Genomic DNA, 17,898 nt, shown 5'->3' with positions numbered 1-17,898 from the left:
CGTCAGCCACCCGCGTGTCGGACGCCCCAGCCGTAACCGCTGCATGTCTGGACGACGATACCGGCGGGTGCTTGGGGACGGCAGGCCGTGGCCTGGCTGGCGCCTGCCAGCCAGGCCACGGGGACGCCTGTCTGCCGGGGTTACCTCTTGCCAGTGGTGACGGTGATGGTCACCGTGGCGGTGCTGGAGTAGCTGCCGTCCAGCTTGGACACGTCCACCACCAGGAACGAGCCGTCGTCCTGCTTGCCGTTCGGCAGGACCTTCGCCTTGAGCTGGAACGGCGCGGCGCTGTTCGTCAGGCCGGAGATGCCGAAGTCGCTGTCGTTGGCGACGACCAGCGTCCTGCCGCCGTCCGTCGTCGCGACTCCCTCGACCTTGTCGTGGCCGAAGAAGCCACCCGTCGGGTCGAGCGTGCTGACCAGGCCGGCGAAGTCGACGTACAGCGACTTCTTCACCGGGGTGATGCCGGCGGCGGTCAGCGTCGTGAGCGCGGCGGCGGTGGTGGACTCGCCGACAGTGCCCTCGATGGTCTTCTGGGCCGAGCCGAGAAGCAGGCCACCCTTGCTGGCGGCGTAGGTGGCGCCCGGGATGTTGGCCTTCGGGCCGACGTCGGTCGCGCCGGCCAGGTCAATCTTGAAGAACCGCTTGAACACCCCGGGCTCGAACTTCCCGTCGCGCTCGTCGACGAGGAACGTGCTGTTGGACAGCGCGGTGATCTCCGACACGGCGCCGGCGTTCACCTTCGGGTCGTCCAGCAGGTAGAGGTACTCGTGCGTGGCCTTCGTCCGCAGGTCGTAGGTCACGATCCGCAGCGGCGGGACGTTCACCGGCTTCCCGGACAGGTCAGGCTGCTGCAGCGCCGACTGCACGATCCCGACCAGCGTGTCGCCGTCGGGCGTGATGGTCAGGCCCTCCATGCCGCGGTTGGGCATACGGTTGCTCAGCTCCGCGGGCAGCGAGCCGTCGAACGGCGAGAGCCGCCCGATCTGCCGGCCGTTCGCGTCGAAGTGCGTGATGTACGGGCCGTACTCGTCGGAGATCCAGAAGGTGCCGTCCCGCAGCGCCACGATGCCTTCGGGGTCATAGCCGTAGGGGCTCGCCGCGAGCGTGTTGCCGTTCAGGTCCAGGATCGTCTCGCCGGTGGTCGCCTCAGTGCTGACCCGGCCGTTGTACGGGGAACCGTCCGCCGCGCGCAGCGGGATCGACCCCTCGAGCGTCGCGACGCCGTTCTTGAGCCGGAACTTGCCGATCGCGGGGGTGAAGTCGGGCAGCGGCTCGACCTTCACGCCGTTCGGGCCGTCGACGTTCGGGCCGCGGTCCGTGATGCCGTAGAACTCGTCGTTGCCGCCGCGCGGGGCCGGGTAGAGCGCGGAGCCATACGCCCCACCGCCGATCTTCACGCCGCCGATCGTCGCCAGTGGCGGCAGCTGCGTGTCGTACCGCGTGACGGCGTCACTCACCGTGTAGGAGAAGGAATCCGTGCCGGTGAAGCCGGGGTTCGGCTTATAGGTGAACGTGCCGTCCGGGTCGAGTGCGAGCGTGCCATTGGCCGGCTTGGTATTCGTTACCAGCGCTAGATTCTTGCCCTTGTCGTTACGCAGGATGCTGTCCCCGTGGCCACTGGCGGTCAGCGTGCCGCCGGCCTGGACCTGATAGCTGTCGTCCTTCGCCAGCGGCTCGTCGCCACCGGCCTGGGCGACGCCGGCGCCCAGCAGCGCGACGGCCACCGCCCCCGCCGCGGCCGAGGTGAGACGTATGCGGTTCATCCAGTTCCCCCACTGTCCGTCGCGTGCCCGACGGCACGCCGTCGGCGAGCCTCCATCTCGCCGATGGCCAGCGCCGGTCCCCGGGGTGGAGCGATGGTTAACCGGTAAAAACGTGTTGTTTCGACCTGCCGGGACTCCCTGGGCGACGAGCCCGGCGGGCGGCGGCCCAGGCCGGGCTCCGTGTCGAGCCCGCTGTCACCCGGCCGCCAGCCAAACGCGGAACCGGGACGTCAGGAGGCCGGTACCTTCACCAGGGGTGCGGCGGCCGCGAGAGCGGCGACGGGACGGCGCGGGACGCGCAGCGTCACGGCCAACCCGGTCGGCTCGGCCAGCGCGACCGACAGGGTTCCGCCGGAGGCGCCCAGCAGCGCGATGGCGATGCTCAGCCCCAGCCCGGAGCCGCCGACGTTGACGTTGCGCGGGCTGCGCCAGAATCGCCGGCCGACGGCGGGCAGCTCGTCGGGCGCGACGCCGGGGCCCTGGTCGCGCACGACCACCCGCACCGAGTCGGCGTCCCGGACCACGGCCACCTCCACGGCGGAGCCCGCCGGCGAGAACTTGATCGCGTTGTCGACCACCGCGTCGAGGGCGCTGCCGATCGCCGTGCGGTCGGCGTACCCCATGGCCTCGGACAACCCGGACTGGACGAGGACGACCTGCCGCGACGTCGCCACCGGCCGCCAGGCGGAGAGCCGCTCGCGGGCGGCCGCGGCGACGTCGAACAGTGCCGGGCGAGTGGCCGCGTGCTCGGCCTGGGCGAGCGCGAGCAGCTCGTCGAGCACCTCGGTGAGCCGGCGGCCCTCCGTCCTGGTCTCCTCCAGCTCGTCGAGCCACTCCGGGGGCAGGCCCAGCCCGATGTTCTCGATCCGCAGCAGCAACGCCGACAGCGGGTTGCGCAGCTGGTGGGACGCGTCCGCGACGAACGCCCGCTGCTGGGAGATCACCTCCTGCACGTGGTCGGCCATCTCGTTGAACGCGCTCGCGAGCCGGCGCAGCTCCGGCGGCCCGACCCGCTCCGAGACCCGGGTGGACAGCTGGCCGGTGGCGATGGCGTGCGTGACCGCGTCCAGGCTGTCGATCGGCGCGAGCAGCCACCTGGTCAGCCGCAGCGCGACCGCGAGGCACAGCAGCAGCGCCGCGATCTCGCCGAGGCCGAGCAGCAGCCAGCGGCGCAGCACCTGGCCGCGCAGCCGGTCGGTCGGGGAGACGGTCAGCACCGCCCCGATCACGTCACCGCCCGAGAGCACCGGCTCGGCGATCACGAGCGGCCGGTCCTGCCAGGGCCAGATCTGCGCCGGGTTCTCCCCCGCCCGCCCGCGCAGCGCCGCGTTCAGCTGCGCGCGCACCCGGGGGTCGGGGATGGAGGGCACCGGTCGGGAGGCCGCGCGCACGATGACGTCGCGGCCGTAGACGATCGCCTCGACGCCGTACACCTGGTCGTAGCGGACGAGCTCGCCGGCCAGCGCGCGGGTGCCGTCTGGCCCGGGGCTCTGCCCGGCCATGCCGGCGAACCGGGTGGTGTCGCCGAGCCGGTCGAAGAACATCGCCTGCTGGCGACCCTCCGCGATGCTGCGCGCCAGCGGGACGCCGAGCACGACGAGCGCCGCGGTCATCAGTGACAGCAGGATCACCAACAGCCTGGCGCGCACGGGACGGTCAGGCCCGCCGGCGGCGTTTCACGGCGGCCGCGGCCGCCGAGGMGGCCAGCTCTGGGACGTCCACATCCTGCTCGACCGCTGCCACGGCGGCGGTCGCGCCCGGCTGGGCGACCTTGGCAGGCGGTGGCGCCGGCGCGCCCGCCGCCGCCAGCCGGTAGCCGACGCCCCGGACCGTCTGGACGACGCACGGGTCACCCAGCTTGGCGCGCAGCGAGGCCACATGGACCTCGAGCGTGCGGGACGCCGACTGCACCGACGAGCCCCAGACCTCGCTGATCAGCTGCTCGCGCCGGAACACCACGCCCGGGGCCCTGGCCAGCTCGGCGAGCAGGTCGAACTCCTTGCGGGTCAGGACGACGGCCCGCCCGTCGTCGGCCGTCACCTCGCGGCTGTCGAGCTGGATGCGCAGGCCGCGGGTCTCGACGACCCGACCGACCTCCACCACACCGGCGCCGGCGGCCGAACCCTGCGGACTCGCGCCGCCGGCTCTGGGCCCCTGCCGGATCGCCGAGGCCGATCCGGCGGGCGCAGAACCGTCCGGCCGGGTGGCCGCCCCGCCCGGGTAGGCGGCGGTGTCGGCCTCGGCGGGGGCGAGCGGGTCGGGCCGGGAGCGGCGCACCACGGCGTGGATCCGGGCGATCAGCTCCCGCAGGTCATAGGGCTTGACGATGTAGTCGTCCGCGCCGAGGTAGAGCCCGTGGATGCGGGCGGACAGCTCGGTCCGCGCCGTCACCATGATCACCGGGGTGTTGGACACCTTGCGGATCCGGCCGCAGACCTCGAAGCCGTCGCGGTCGGGCAGTCCGAGGTCGAGCAGCACCAGATCGGGCCGGGTGTGCATGAGGTCCAGGGCACGCGCCCCGGTGCGGGCCCTGACGATGTCGAAGCCGTGCCGGCCGAGCACGCTGGACAGCGCCGCAGCTACGCGGTCATCGTCCTCCACGATCAACAACCGCATGGGGCACTCCCGTCCGGCGACGCCGCGCGCCCACGCGCGGCCCGCCCTCCTGGCATCACCGCCGCGGCCGGCCCATCGTCGCGCCGCCCGTCCTGCCTCGACAAGCTAGCACTCCCGCCAGCCGTGCTCCCGCGTCACGTTAATTCGGATCGCACGTAGCTCAAGACCACGTCCGGGTGGATGGCCGGCCGCCTGCCGGCGAACCGCGGTCACCACTGGGATAAAGCCGCTCAGCCGAACCGGGCCGTCCGAGCCATTTTCCCGGCCGCGGTGGTTGGCGACATCTTGTTCCGCATTCCCGACCGCCAATGGGGATCCACGATTAGGAAAGGCGACAGGATGCGCCGACCAGCGGCCCGGACGGGTTTCCGCCAGCCGGCGCTGGGGATGTCGGCTCAGCCGGCGGGAGCCGGCAACGTGTCGTCGGCCGGGACAGGTACCGCGACCCGGCGGCGCGCTGGTCGCCCGCGCGGCGAGGCGTCCGCCGGCCCGGCGTGGACCGTCGCGGACAGGAACGCGGCCACCAGGCAGAGGAACGCCGCGCCATACCAGGCGGCCGTGTAGGTGCCGGTGGCCTCGCGCACCCAGCCCGCGGCGACGGCCGCCACGGCGGCGCCGAGCTGATGGGAGGCGAACACCCAGCCGAAGATCACCGGGGCACGTTCGGGCCCGAACACCGACCGGCACAGCGCGATCGTCGGTGGCACCGTCGCCACCCAGTCCAGCCCGTACACGACGATGAAGGCGATCATGCTGGGATGCGGCTCGGACGAGAGCAGCAGCGGCAGCCCCGCGAGCCCGAGCCCACGCAGCGCGTAGTACGCGACGAGCAGGTAGCGGCTGTCGAAGCGGTCGGTCAGCCAGCCGGACGCCACAGTCCCCACGATGTCGAAGATCCCGACGACGGCCAGCAGCCCGGCGGCGGTGACCTCGGGCATCCCGTGGTCGTGCGCCGCGGGTATGAAATGCGTGCCGATCAGACCGTTGGTGCTCATGCCGCAGATGAAGAACCCGCCGGCGAGCGCCCAGAACGCCCGGCTCCTGACCGCGGTGGCGAGCCCGGTCAGCGCCGCGCCAGCGGCCCGGGCCGCGCCCACCGCCGGCTTGGGGCTGCCCGACGCGTCGAGCGCGGCCGGGTCCGAGGGCTCCGGCTCGGGCGCCGCCCCGTAGGGACGCAGGCCGACGTCGCTCGGATGGTCACGGATCCCCGCGATGACGAGCGGGATCACGGCCGCCGCGGCGACCGTGACCGTCAGCGCGGCGGCGCGCCATCCGTACCGGTCGACCAGCACCGCGAGCACCGGCAGGAAGACCAGCTGCCCGGTCGCTCCGCCCGCGGTGAGCACACCCACCACCAGGCCGCGATGCCGCTCGAACCACCGGCCGGCGATCGTCGCGGCGAACACCAGCGCCATCGAGCCGGTGCCGAGGCCCACCAGCACGCCCCAACAGACGATCAGCTGCCAGGTGGCGGTCATGAACACGGTCAACCCGCTGCCGGCCGCGACCAGCAGCAGCGCCACGGCCACCACCCGCCGGATCCCGAACCGTTCCATCAGAGCCGCGGCGAACGGCGCCGTGAGCCCGTAGAGGACGAGGTTCACGGAGACCGCCGAGGAGACGGCCGCCCGGGACCAGCCGAACTCCTCCTGCAGCGGCAGGATGAACACGCTGGGCACCGCGCGGAACCCGGCGGCCCCGACGAGCGCGACGAACGCCACCGCGGCCACCACCCAGGCGCGATGAAGCCGGAGGGCCTGAGATCGCCGCGTCCGCGGCGTCCTGGGACCCTCCGGCTTCGAGGACGCTGGTCGAGGGGCCTGCTCGGGCGCGGAGGTCACCAATCCAGCATGCCGGACATACCGGCCACCCGGTGCCCCCACGACGTCAGCCGTCTCCCTGCTACAGGTCGGCCACCTGGCCGATCACCTCGGAGCCGAGGATCTCCAGCGGGCGGATCCTGACCACGTCGGTGACCCCGCCGATGACCTCCTGGATGCCCAGGGCGGCCAGCCGCTCCAGGTCGGCGAGGATCGCGCCGACGTTCTTGCCGCCCTCGCCCGGGTCGAACGCGTAGTAGGCCGTCTTGATGATCTCGTCGTAGTCGCGCCCCACCGCCTCGCAGTKCCCGCGCAGCACCGCGAGCTTGTGCTCGAGGTCCGGGCCGGAGAAGAGGTTGCAGGCCTGGCCGTAGCGGGCCACCAGCCGCAGCGTCTTCTTCTCGCCGCCGCCGCCGATCATGATCGGCGGGTGCGGACGGCTCAGGCTCCGCGGCACGTCCAGCGGCCGAGCCAGCTGGTAGTGCTTGCCGGCGTAGGGGCTCTCGTCGTCCGACCACATCGCCAGGCAGATCTGGAGCGTCTCCTCCAGCCGCTCGAACCGCTCCGCGACGGGCGGGAACGGGATCCCGAGGCCGGCCGCCTCCTCCTCGTTCCAGGCGGCGCCGATGCCCAGCCACGCCCGCCCGCCCGACAGCACGTCGAGCGTGCTGATCGTCTTCGCGAGGACGCCGGGCTGCCGGTAGACGGTGCCCGTGACCAGCGTCAGCAGCTTGACGCGCTCGGTGATCGCGGCCAGGTAGCCCAGCGTCGTGTAGGCCTCCAGCATGTCGTGCTCGGGCGGGCCGACGAACGCGATCTGGAAGAAGTGGTCCATCACGGCCAGTTTGTCGAAGCCGGCCGCGTCGGCGGTCCTCGCGATCTCGGCCAGATCCGCGCCGAGCCGCGCCGGCCCGCCGGGCCAGGTGAAGTCGGGGATCTGAAGTCCAATCCGCATCAGGCGTGGCCCTTCTCCGGGTGGGCGGGCGCCGGAGCGCTCGCCGGTCGGACGCCGAGCGCCCGACCTGCGTGGTCAGGGGTCTGTGCACCGCCGCGCGGCCGCCCACGGCCTGTGCCCGGCGGGTGGTGCTCTCTGCCCGGGCCAGGCCCTGACGGCCCGCGCATGCTCGACGGCGGGCGGGGTATCCCGGCCGGGGCACACCGACCGAGATGCACGACTGCCCACGACCCTATGCCCGCCATGACTATGACGTCGCCGCGCCGATACCTTCGCCGCACCCGCTTCGCCGCGCCAAGCCCCTCGGACCAGGCGCGGCCCGTCAGTCGTGCTGCAGGCCAGGTGCCGAGATCCGAGCCGCGGCCCGGGGCCCAACGGGCGGACGCCTATCCCCCCGGCGGGTTGTCCACGCCAGCCACCCGCCACGCCCCGTACCAGCGACACCCGCCGTCGATGACCGTGAAGCAAACAACGAGAAGCCGACCAGTGACAGAGGTCGTCCAGAACGCATTCAGCACGCTAACTTCGCCCAACGCGCGAACAGGCCATTATCGCCGGGGAAACACCGACCCTCTGGTTCTCGCCGGAATCGGCGACAATTGCCGCATGTCGAGGCCCGCCCGTCACCAGGTCCGGCGATTCAACGACGGGCGGTGTTCCTGGGTCGCCGCGGCCGAGGCACGGGTGTCCGCACGGATCGCGCCGCCCACCGGACGACCACGCGACGTCGGCGCGGGCGACGGCGAGCGCGCGAGGTGATCACCACCGGGCCCCCGTCGCGCCGGTACCGGATGATCCGCGTCGGCCAGCTCCTGCTGCTGGTCGCGGCCGTGACGCTGGCGGCCGCCGGCTTCACCGCGGCGCCCTGGCTCGACGTGATGGCCTGGCCCCTGCGCAACACGTTCAGCCTCGCGGTGGGCCTGCTGTGCGTCCTGCGCGCCGTCCTCATCCGCGGCGACCGGGCGCCCTGGGCGATCCTCGGCGGTGGGTTGCTCCTCTACGGCGCGGCCACGCTCTGCTCGTCCCTCACCGGGTACGTCGTCGAGGGCAAACAGCAGGCCATCCCGCCGTCTGTCATCGACGCCGGCTGGCTGGCGTTCTACCCGGCGTGCTACGCGGCCGTCATCCTGCTGCTGCGCCACCGCCTGCTACGGCTACCCAGGAGCCTGCTGCTCGACGGGCTGATCGGCCTGCTCGGGGTCGCTGCGCTCACCACCGGCCTCGGCGTGGTCATGAAGAGGCGCGAGCCCGAGCTGGGGCTCGGCGACCTGCTCATCGCGCTGGTCTACCCGCTCGCCGACCTGCTGCTCGCGCTGCTGGTGCTCAGCGTGTTCGGCCTGCTCGGCCGCCGCGCCGGGCGGGTGTGGTGGCTGCTCGGCTGCGGCCTGCTGTGCTTCGTCGCGGCGGACACCGCGCTGGCCTCCCAGACGGCGACCGCGGGCGGCTTCTCCCCCGGCGGCCCGTCGGACGTCCTGTGGGCGCTGTCCCAGCTGCTGCTGGCGTTCGCCGCCTGGCAGCGTCAGCCACGCCAGCCTCCGGCCAGGGCCGCGGGCTGGGGCATCATGCTCATCCCGACGGTGCTCGCCCTCACCGCGCTCGGCATTCTGGTGGCCGGGCCGACCGTGCGCCTGCCGCTGGCCGCCGTCCTGCTCGCGGCCTGCACGGTGATCGCCGCGCTCGCGCGGGCGGGCCTCACGTTCGTCGAGATGCAACGGCTGGCCGAGTCCAAGGCGCTGGCACTCACGGATGACCTCACCAGCCTGCCCAACCGGCGCGGGCTGGACGAGAGGCTGCGCGCGGCCATCACCCGCGCGGCCAGCGCGGGGCACTCGCTCGCCCTGCTGCTCCTTGACCTCGACCGGTTCAAGCTCGTCAACGAGTCGCTCGGTCACCCGGTCGGAGACGAGGTGCTCATCGAGGTCGGCGGGCGCATCGCCACGGCGCTGCGCCCCGGGGACGTGCTCGCGCGGCTCGGCGGCGACGAGTTCGCCGTGCTGCTGGAACGGACCGACGGCGTCGGCGCGCACCTGGTCGCCGACCGGGTGCGCGCGGCACTCGAGGGCGACTTCCACGTCGGCACGCTCACGATCCCGGTGGCGGCGAGCATCGGCGCCGCGGTCTACCCCGACCAGGCCGCGGACGCGGACGAGCTGCTGAGGCGCGCCGACATCGCCATGTACGCCGCCAAGAAGCGGCACACCGGCGTGGAGCACTACGACCCGAGGGCCGCCGACGCGTCGCTGATCGAGCTCACCCTGACCGAGGCCCTGCGGGTCGGCATCAGCGGCGACCAGATCGAGGCGCACTTCCAGCCGAAGGTCGAGATCGCCACCGGCCGGATCCGCTCGGTGGAGGCGCTGGCCCGCTGGAACCACCCGGACCGCGGCCTGCTCGCCCCCGACTCGTTCGTGCGGCTCGCCGAGCACGCCGGGCTGATGCGCCCGTTGACCACCGCCGTGCTCGACCAGTCGTGCGCCCAGCTGGCGAGCTGGCGCTCCGCCGGCCTCGACGTCACGGCCGCGGTGAACATCTCCGCGACCGACCTGCTCGACCGGGCCTTCCCCGACCATGTGCTCGGCCTGCTCGCCGCGCACGGCCTTGGCGCCGACGCGCTCGAGCTCGAGCTCACCGAGACCACGCTGATGCTCGACCGCGCCCGTGCCACCGCGGTGCTCACCGAGCTGCACGATCTGGGCGTGCGCATCGCGGTGGACGACTACGGCACCGGCTACTCGACGCTGGCCTACCTGTCCGGCGACTTCCCGGTGGACGTGCTCAAGCTGGACAGGTTCTTCGTCAGCCGGCTGGAGTGCAACGACGTGGCCCGCAAGATCGTCCGGTCGACCGTCGACCTCGCGCACGACCTCGGCCTGCGGGTGGTCGCCGAGGGGGTCGAGACGGAGCGGGGGCTCGCGCTGCTGCGCGAGTTCGGCTGCGACCTGGCCCAGGGGTTCTACGTCGGCGAGCCCGGACCAGCCGAGCTCATCACCGCGAGGCTCACCGCGGCCGCGACGCCCGCCGGGCCTCCCGGCACCGTCGCGGGGCCGTGAGCCTCACCGCTAGGCCAGCCCGACCCGGCCCGAGCTGGTGGGACACGCTGCCGCTGACCGAGGGGCCGCCCGACGCGCCGGTGGCGCTCGGTGGTGGCGCCACCCCGGACGCGCTCATCGGCGCCTACCGGGCCGGCGTGTTCCCCTGGCCGACCGAGGACGAGACCGATGACGACCAGCCCGACGACCGGACAGCCGGGCAGCTGYGCCAGCTCGCGCTCGCGCTGCGCGCGGTGGGCCGCGGGCTCGGGCGTCGGCCCCGGCCGGGCTACCTGCCCTGGTGGTGCCCCGACCCGCGGGCGGTGATCCCGGTCGGCGCGGTGCRCACCACCCGGTCGCTGCGCGGTCGGATCCGGTCCTGCGGATGGACGACCACGATGGACCAGGCCTTCGACGAGGTCGTCAGCCGCTGCCGGCGGGCCGCGCCCGAAATCTGGATCACCGACGAGCTGCGGGCCGGCTACACCCGGCTACACGCGCTCGGCTGGGCGCACAGCCTCGAGGTGTGGGCGGGCGACCAGCTCGCCGGCGGCGCGTTCGGCATCCTGGTCGGCGGGKTCTTCGTCGGCGAGTCGATGTTCCACAGCGAGACCGACGCCTCCAAGGTCGCGCTGGTGGACCTGGACGCCCGGTTCGCCGCCGCGGGCGGCCGGCTGCTCGACGTACAGATCGCCAGCGACCACCTGGGCCGGCTCGGCGCCGTCGAGATCCCACGGGACGACTACCTGGCGACGCTGCGGGCGGTCCGTGACGACGACGTCCGCCTCGTCACCGACCGGCTGCCCGTCGCCCGGCTGCTTCACCCGCCGCCCGCGGATCCGGTCCCACCGGTCGCCTCGCCCCCACCGGCTGTCTAGCCCGGGCTCGGCCCCGGGCTCGTGGCCCGCCCTCGGCGCCCTGTCCCGGCCCGCCGCCGGTACGTATCAGACCGCCGGATCGTCGTCGGAGCCGTCCGCCGGGTTCTCGTCGTCCGCGACCCGGCGCAGCGGGAACCGGTCCGCCGCCGCGGCGATGACGCGCAGCAGCTCCTCGATCTCCTCGTCCGTGTTGACCGCCGTCACCGAGAGCCGGAAGCCGGTCTCGCCACGCGGCACGATCGGGTACGGCACGAGAGTGGCGAGAATGCCCTGCTCGAAAAGGAAGCGCCCGAGAGGCTCGATGAGGTCGGGATCGGCCAGCGGCACCTCGACGATCGGAAACCCGGTCGTGTTCAGCGTGTTCAGGCCGAGCGCGCGGATGCCGTCGAGCACCCGCGCCGTCCGCCGGTACAGCTCGGCTCGCCGTTCGTCGCCGTGGGCGGCATTGAAGCGCAGACCCGCCTGCGCGGTCGCGAGCGAGGCCACCGGCGGCGGGCCTGAATATGTATATGGCCCCGCGGTGATCCGCAGGAAATGCCTGATCTCGGGTGGACAGGCGACGAAGGCCAACAGCGACGAGTAGGCCTTGGAGAAACCGCCGACGAGCACCACCCCGTCGTAGTCGCCGCCGAGGTGTCGGACGATGCCGTTGCCCCGCGATCCGTAGGGCGAGAGCTCGTCGGCCGACCGCTCCCCCAGCACGCCGAAGCCGTGGGCGTCGTCGATGTAGAGCACCGCGTCGTACCGGCGGGCGAGCTCGACCAGCTCCGCGAGCGGCGGACCGTTGCCGGTCATGCTGTTCACCCCGTCGACGCAGATGACGCGGGGGTAGCGGTCGCTCGCCGCGAGCTTGCGGGCGAGGCCAGCCAGGTTCTCCTCCCGGAAGCGTATGACCCGGGCCCCGCGGGCCGCGGCCATCCGGGCGCCCTCGTGGATCGTCTGGTGAGCCCGGAGCTCCAGGAACACCGCGCCGGTCCCGGCGAGCGCTGGCAGCACGGAGATGTGGATGTGGCTGATGGTCGGCAGCAGCAGGGTGTCCTCGGCGCCGAGGAGCTCGGCGAGCTCCGTCTCGATCTCCCCGAACAGCCGCGGGTTACCGACCAGCCGGCACCAGCTGGGATGGGTTCCCCACCGGGCGATGTATTCGGGGACGACCGCGCTGATCTCGGGTTCGAGGTCGAAGCCGAGGTAGTTGCAGGAGGCGAAGTCGATCAGCCAGTGGTCGCCCACCCGGATGCGGCGGCCGTCGATCTCGTCCACGACCGGGTCCCAGAACGGGACGCGGCCACGCAGCCGGTGCATCTCGGCGAGGCCGCCCGGCGGCTGGGCCAGCACCCGGCCGAAGGCCGGTGCGAGCGATCTCCTCATGGTCGGGACCGCCACCGATGCCGGGCCCTCGACTGTGCGCGCGGACACGAACACGATCACCCCCTGCGTGACCACCGGCATGGCCCCGGCGCGGGCATAGATCGTCTCGCGGGTCCGGGCAATACGGGCGATACGAATCTTGTGGCAAATCAGGCTTTACGTATTTCAACGATAGCGAAGGGTACCAATTACGTCTATAGATATCCGTCCGCAGTCTGATCAACGACAGTCCGTCCGATGTCGACGATGCCGCGACCGCGCGAACGCCGAGGTGGGCCAAGGTGGGCGGCCGGCCGCCGACGGCCGACCGCCGGGAAAGACATTCGAACGGTTCGGCGAAGGAGGGCCTACGCTGAGTTCGATCTCACGCCGCGACAGTCCGGGCTGAGGCTGTCAGGGCGGCGGCGAGAACCTCCGGCGGACCGCCTCCGCGGTGACCCTGCCCACCGCATTCGGCGCGCCGGACGGGTGTTAGGGTCCGCCTATGGTTGACTTGGCCCCAGATCCGCTACCGGCCCCGACGGCGCAGACAGCCGAGTCGGCGGCGCCGGGAGCGGCCCGGCCGCGGGCGGCGGCGCTGCCCTCCGTGCCGTACAACGGCTGGGGTCTGCGTCGTTCCTGGACGCTCTTCTCCGAGCACCGCAAGAAGCCCGTGGACCCGCCGCCCAGCTTCTACCGGCTCATCGCCGCGGACTCGGTGCGCCAGCTGTCCCGGTACACCTCGGTCGCCGGCCAGGACGTCCTCGACGTCGGTGGCGGCCCTGGCTACTTCCGGGACGCGTTCCTCGAGGCCGGCGCCCGCTACTGCTGGGTCGAGCCGGACGTCTCGGAGCTCGCGGTCACCGACGTCCCGGGCCGGATCCGGGGCAGCGCGCTCGCGTTGCCGGTCCGGACCGACTCGTTGGACATCTGCTACACGTCGAACGTGCTGGAGCACGTCCCGGACGCCGCGCAGATGTGCTCGGAGCTGGTCCGGGTGACCCGCCCCGGCGGGCTCATCTACCTCAGCTACTGCACCTGGCTGTCCCCGTGGGGCGGCCACGAGACCTCGCCGTGGCACTACCTCGGCGGCAACCGCGCGCTCGCCCGCTACGAGCGGGTCAACGGCGAGCCACCCAAGAACATCTTCGGCGAGACCATGTTCGCCGCGTACGTCGGTGACACCCTCGCGTGGGCTCGCTCCCGGCAGGACGTCGTCGTCATCGACGCCCTGCCGCGGTATCTGCCCGACTGGTCCAAGCCGATCCTGAAGGTGCCCGGCCTGCGCGAGCTCGTCACCTGGAACCTGCTCCTGGTGCTCCGCAAGATCTGACACCGGACGGGCTGACCCCCCGGACCAGGCGGTGGCCCGCCCGGACGAGGCGGTGGCCCGCCGCTACGGCGGGYGGCGGGCCGGAACCGGAACCGGAACCGAAGCACCGGGTCAGGATCCCAGCAGCACCCGTAGGTCCACCCGCATCAGCCACTGGTCCAGCTTGAACGGCGGATAGGGCCACGTGAGGCCGTCCAGCACCATCTGGTTCACGGGCAGCCACAGGATGCGGCGTTTCGCGTCGACGCCGCCGCGCCGCACCCCGACGTACCTGGTCGTCGGCCCCCGCAGCTTCGTCAAGCCCGTGTCGACCGTGGCCTTGATCGAGAACGTCATCTGTTTGCCGGCGCCCTCGGGCCGAACCGCCTGAAGCAGCCCGTCCAGCCCGACCAGCAGGATGGTGTCGGTCGCCGGATCGGTCGTCAGGCTGCGTACCAGGCCGCCGCGGCCGGTTCCCGCCACCAGATACTCGGGCCGGCACTCGATGCCGAAGGACTGGGTCCAGTCACCGGTGGCGGGCGCCCGTAGCACCAGGCTTCGCTCCCGGCCCAGCTTCGGGTACACGGCCATGGGGTCCGCGCGCAGCCCGTCCGCCTTCGTGCGTGCCACGTAGAGGTTCCCGGCCGAGTCGAAACAGGCTGACTCCATCCGGGACCAGTCCTGCACGGCGCGCACCGCGGTGCTCTTCGGGACGATCCGCCCGGCGGTGGCCGAGTAGGAGAACTCCTGGATGGGGAAGGGCTGGAACGTCCCGCCCTCATCCCGGCAGTCGCTGATGAGCACGAACCGCTCGTCGTCGGGCTCGCTGGACGGGTCGGCGACGACCTCGCGCGGGTTGACCACGACCCGGATGCCCACCGGCGACGTCGGCGGATACTGCCACCACGCGCGCAGCCGCCCCGTCAGGTCGAGGACGGCGAGGGCGCCGGACTGGGTGCCGGTCAGCGGGTCTCCGAAGTACTGCGCGACCACGAGGTGACCCGAGCGCGGCAGCCGGGCGACGGAAGCCGGCCCGCGCGCGGACCGCGGCGCGAGGGCACCCGCCATGGGAAAGGCCTGGGCGGCCGTGGGGCTCCCGGTCCGCGTCGCCAGCTCGCCGGCCGTCAGGGACAGCGACCGGTCGTACCGCCAGGTCCTGCTGGGTCCCGGGCGCAGCTGTCCGAAGGTCGGGTACTCCCCCTCGGTCAGGACGTTCCAGCCGTGGAACGGCACGGCCGAGACGAAGACCAACCGCTCGCCGCCCTCGGGATCCGGAACGACGAGCACGTCGCTGACGTCGGCGCCGCCGATGCCCCGCTTCGCCGGGTCCGGGCTGGAGATCGCGGTACGCCCCGCGGTCGAGGGGATCACCAGCCGACTGAACCGGAGCCCGGCCTGGTCGAAGACCGCCAGCTCCATGGTCGACCCGGTCGGCCGGGTCTGGTCGTCCGTGAACGGGGTGGTGCTCATGAAGACCGTGCCATCGGCGGCCACCGTGGTCATGTAGGCGGCCTGGCCGGGGCCGAACCCGAATCCGGGCACGTCGATCGTGACCGCCGGTGCGTGATCGGCCAGCTGGCCGAACGTCCCCGGCGCCCCGTAGACGGTCAGCGGCCCCGACCCGGCCGCCGTCTGCCTCTCGGGGCCCAGCACGCGCACCGCCGCCGTGCCGGCGCCGGCGATCGCGGCTCCGAGACCGGCGGCACCGACGAGCAGCCGGCGGCTGGGGCCGCGCCGGGGCGGCCGCCCACCGCTGGATCCCGGCGCGGCGGACGTCGTCGCCTGCCGCGCGGCCGGGCGCGGTTGAACGCCGTCTGATCGCCGAACCGGATTCACGCCCTGCTCTTCTCGACCGGCTCGACCGGCTCAGTTCTTGCCGGTGCGGGGACGGAAGACCAGCGTGTTCACATAACGGTCACCGGTCTTGCTGATGATTGCGCGCAGGTAGCTCTGCCCAGCGACGTCCGCCATCGCGCGTTGGTGCCCGACGAGGTCGAAGTCCGCCAGCGGCTGCCAGAGGCCGTCCTTCAGATAAATGCCCTCATAGCCCCAGCTGTCGATCAGGCTCAGGGTGTCGGCGGCCGGCGAGTGCCGCTCCTCGACCTCGACGATGAGATTCGGCTTCCAGCGCCGGACGATGCCCTCCGCGCCGCGCAGCGCCGCCAGCTCATGCCCCTCCACGTCGATCTTGACGAGACCGACGTCGGACACGTCGAGACTGTCCAGCCGGATCGTCTCCACCTCGGTCGACCGGCCGAAGTCTCCCTGCTGGTGCAGCGAAGCCCGGCCCTCGGTGCCCTTGCCGCCCGGTGGCAGCCAGAGGGTGGCCGTCCCCGCCTCGTCGGAGGCCGCGGCACCAACCACGGTCACGTTGGGGGGCGCCGTCCGCCGCACGAAGTCGGCGAGCTCCGGGTTGGCCTCGACCGTCACCACCGACTTCGCGGCGCGGGCCAGCCAGTGCGTCCACGGCCCGTACCAGGCGCCGACGTCGAGCGCGGTCTGGTTCGGTCCAACGAACATCTTGACCAGGCCGAGAACGGGTTCGAACCGTCGGTGCGCGTAGGCGACAGTGGTCGCGAAGACCCGGTCCGGGATGCGCTCGGCAAGGGCACTTTTCAGTTCCATGGACAGCTCCGTTTCAAGCGATGAGACAGCCGCTGGCCGAGAACGCCGCCGCGCGCGCCCAGAGCCGATCGTTGTCCGCCAGTGACGGGTGGCMCGTCGCGACTTCCATCATGAAGTGGGGCCGCGGCCCGACAACAGGCCGGATAGGACATCGTCCACAGCGTCCCGGAAAACCTGCGCAAACGCCACGATTCCGRCATGGTCGAACACGGCCAGGTGGTACGCGAAGGTGATGTGCAGCGACTTCTCCCCGCGGGTCACACAGATCATCAGCCCCTGCGGCGGTCCCGCGGTCCCGAGAAAGTACACCGTGACGATCCGCGGGCCGTCCGGACCGACGGCGAGGCCCGCCGGCACCCAACCCAGGTTGCTGACCGTCACGGCCGGCGCGAGCACGACCCGCACCGCGCCGACCGCGGCCCGCAGCACCGTCGTCAGGACGCGGGCGGGAACGACGGCGGCCATCGCCGCGGCGATCGCTCCGGACCGACCCGCCGCGGTCTTCGCGCCCTCGGCCTTCACCCGCGCGCTCTGCTCGAGAACCCGGTACGCGAGCGACGCCGGATCGGCCCGGTCACCCGGGGACGAGGCGATGATCGCCTGGCCGGTGTGGTTCCCGAGCGCCTCGACGGCGCCGGGGCCGGGCGGTGGCACCGAGGCCGGCATCCGCGCCCGGAGCGCCCCGGTACGCCGGCCGTGCCGGGTATTCCAGCGCTCGACCGCGAGATGCGACGCCGCGAGCAGCAGGTCGTTTACGGTCGGCCGCGGACCGGCTGGCACGGACACCACCGGCACGGGCATGATCAACGGATACTGGCCGTATCCAACCGCGCCGGCCGCGCCCGTCGGCACCAGGTGCCGCGCCCGGAGGCCCAGCCGGTCACTCACCCACCGCCGGGCGGCGCGGGCCAGCCCACGCGACCGCCGCGCCGCGCCGCGCCGTTTGGTGGGACTCCTCGGCCCGGTGGCTGTGGTCCTCGCGATGGCTGTGGTTCCGCTGGTGCTCCGTGGCACCGGCGGCGGGTCCGAGGGCGGCGGGGTGGACGGCGACACGGCGCCGAGGATCTCGGTGAACAGCGCCAGCGCGCTGCGTCCGTCCAGCACCAGGTGATGGGCAACCATCGCGACCACATCACCCTCCTGCCGGTGCAGCAGGAGGAACCGCATCGTCGACGGCGCGAGCAGGTCGAAGGGCAGCGAGAACAGCCATTCGACCCTCGGCCAGATCTCGCCGCCCGCCGGCGTCTCCTCGTCGAGCAGGACGGGATGCGGGCCGTCCGGGCGCGACCAGCCGTGCGCCCCGACGGGGTCCGCGAGGGGCGCACCGAGCTCCGGGTGCCGGGCGTACACGACGGCCGCCGCCGCCCGCAGCGACTCGGCGTCCAGCGCCCCGTCCGTCTCGGCCACGACCCCGATCAGCAGCGGGGCCGATCGCCGATCGGACGCAATGATCATCTTCTCGGCGAAGGTGAGCGGGCGGGCGCCGACCGACGGCCGGGCCACCGCCGGCRCCACCGCCGAGACGGGCCGGGACGACCGGCCCGAGACCC

General features: G+C 72.8%; 12 protein-coding genes. 3 read left to right on the top strand and 9 right to left on the bottom strand.

The genetic code is table 11. From position 1 onward, the window contains the following. Positions 1–140: 140 nt before the first annotated feature. The 5 genes from BCD49_RS14360 to BCD49_RS14340 form a co-directional block, all read right to left on the bottom strand. A complete protein-coding gene (locus BCD49_RS14360; RefSeq protein ID WP_007517032.1) occupies positions 141–1,766 on the bottom strand; it encodes an esterase-like activity of phytase family protein in 1,626 nt (541 codons plus the stop codon). A 230-nt stretch (positions 1,767–1,996) separates the two neighbouring features. Further along, positions 1,997–3,415, bottom strand: a complete 1,419-nt coding sequence (locus BCD49_RS14355) for a sensor histidine kinase (RefSeq protein ID WP_027140463.1) — start codon at positions 3,413–3,415, stop codon at positions 1,997–1,999. 7 nt (positions 3,416–3,422) lie between these two features. Next, positions 3,423–4,382: a response regulator transcription factor gene (locus tag BCD49_RS14350; RefSeq protein ID WP_071041565.1), complete on the bottom strand. Its 960-nt coding sequence runs from the start codon at positions 4,380–4,382 to the stop codon at positions 3,423–3,425. 395 nt (positions 4,383–4,777) lie between these two features. After that, positions 4,778–6,103, bottom strand: a complete 1,326-nt coding sequence (locus BCD49_RS14345; protein WP_007517037.1) for an MFS transporter — start codon at positions 6,101–6,103, stop codon at positions 4,778–4,780. Between the two features lie 181 nt (positions 6,104–6,284). Beyond that, positions 6,285–7,157, bottom strand: a complete 873-nt coding sequence (locus tag BCD49_RS14340) for an LLM class F420-dependent oxidoreductase (protein ID WP_071041564.1) — start codon at positions 7,155–7,157, stop codon at positions 6,285–6,287. A gap of 755 nt (positions 7,158–7,912) precedes the next feature. On the opposite strand from BCD49_RS14340, the gene BCD49_RS14335 reads away from it, so the two are divergent. After that, positions 7,913–10,207 (top strand): putative bifunctional diguanylate cyclase/phosphodiesterase, encoded by a 2,295-nt coding sequence (locus tag BCD49_RS14335; RefSeq protein WP_007517042.1) that lies wholly within the window; start codon positions 7,913–7,915, stop codon positions 10,205–10,207. Continuing rightward, the gene (aat, locus tag BCD49_RS14330; RefSeq protein ID WP_071041563.1) at positions 10,204–11,064 is read left to right on the top strand and encodes a leucyl/phenylalanyl-tRNA--protein transferase; all 861 of its coding nucleotides are present in this window, start codon (positions 10,204–10,206) and stop codon (positions 11,062–11,064) included. Before BCD49_RS14335 ends, aat begins: the two co-directional genes overlap by 4 nt. Before the next feature lie 66 nt (positions 11,065–11,130). Here aat and BCD49_RS14325 read toward each other — a convergent pair whose 3' ends face one another. Continuing rightward, the gene (locus BCD49_RS14325; RefSeq protein ID WP_051466810.1) at positions 11,131–12,432 is read right to left on the bottom strand and encodes an aminotransferase class I/II-fold pyridoxal phosphate-dependent enzyme; all 1,302 of its coding nucleotides are present in this window, start codon (positions 12,430–12,432) and stop codon (positions 11,131–11,133) included. Between the two features lie 484 nt (positions 12,433–12,916). Between BCD49_RS14325 and BCD49_RS14320 the strand changes: the two genes are divergently transcribed. Next, positions 12,917–13,744: a methyltransferase domain-containing protein gene (locus BCD49_RS14320; protein ID WP_007517047.1), complete on the top strand. Its 828-nt coding sequence runs from the start codon at positions 12,917–12,919 to the stop codon at positions 13,742–13,744. Positions 13,745–13,855: 111 nt separating this feature from the next. Here the strand turns inward: BCD49_RS14320 and BCD49_RS14315 are convergent, their stop codons facing one another. The 3 genes from BCD49_RS14315 to BCD49_RS14305 form a co-directional block, all read right to left on the bottom strand. Further along, positions 13,856–15,559, bottom strand: coding sequence for a hypothetical protein (locus BCD49_RS14315; RefSeq protein WP_232794004.1), 1,704 nt, complete (start codon positions 15,557–15,559; stop codon positions 13,856–13,858). A gap of 30 nt (positions 15,560–15,589) precedes the next feature. After that, positions 15,590–16,348, bottom strand: a complete 759-nt coding sequence (locus BCD49_RS14310; protein WP_007517051.1) for an FkbM family methyltransferase — start codon at positions 16,346–16,348, stop codon at positions 15,590–15,592. A 108-nt stretch (positions 16,349–16,456) separates the two neighbouring features. Next, a complete protein-coding gene (locus tag BCD49_RS14305; protein ID WP_158072944.1) occupies positions 16,457–17,851 on the bottom strand; it encodes a chromosome condensation protein in 1,395 nt (464 codons plus the stop codon). Between the last annotated feature and the right edge of the window lie 47 nt (positions 17,852–17,898).

Source organism: Pseudofrankia sp. EUN1h (assembly GCF_001854645.1).
Taxonomy (GTDB): Bacteria; Actinomycetota; Actinomycetes; order Frankiales; family Frankiaceae; genus Pseudofrankia; species Pseudofrankia saprophytica.
This window is presented reverse-complemented; position numbering and strand designations above follow the sequence as displayed.

Coding starts and splice junctions, on each gene's coding strand:
- BCD49_RS14360 (WP_007517032.1), bottom strand. CDS start 1,766: ATGAACCGCATACGTCTCACCTCGGCCGCGGCGGGGGCGGTGGCCGTC.
- BCD49_RS14325 (WP_051466810.1), bottom strand. CDS start 12,432: ATGAGGAGATCGCTCGCACCGGCCTTCGGCCGGGTGCTGGCCCAGCCG.
- BCD49_RS14320 (WP_007517047.1), top strand. CDS start 12,917: ATGGTTGACTTGGCCCCAGATCCGCTACCGGCCCCGACGGCGCAGACA.
- BCD49_RS14310 (WP_007517051.1), bottom strand. CDS start 16,348: ATGGAACTGAAAAGTGCCCTTGCCGAGCGCATCCCGGACCGGGTCTTC.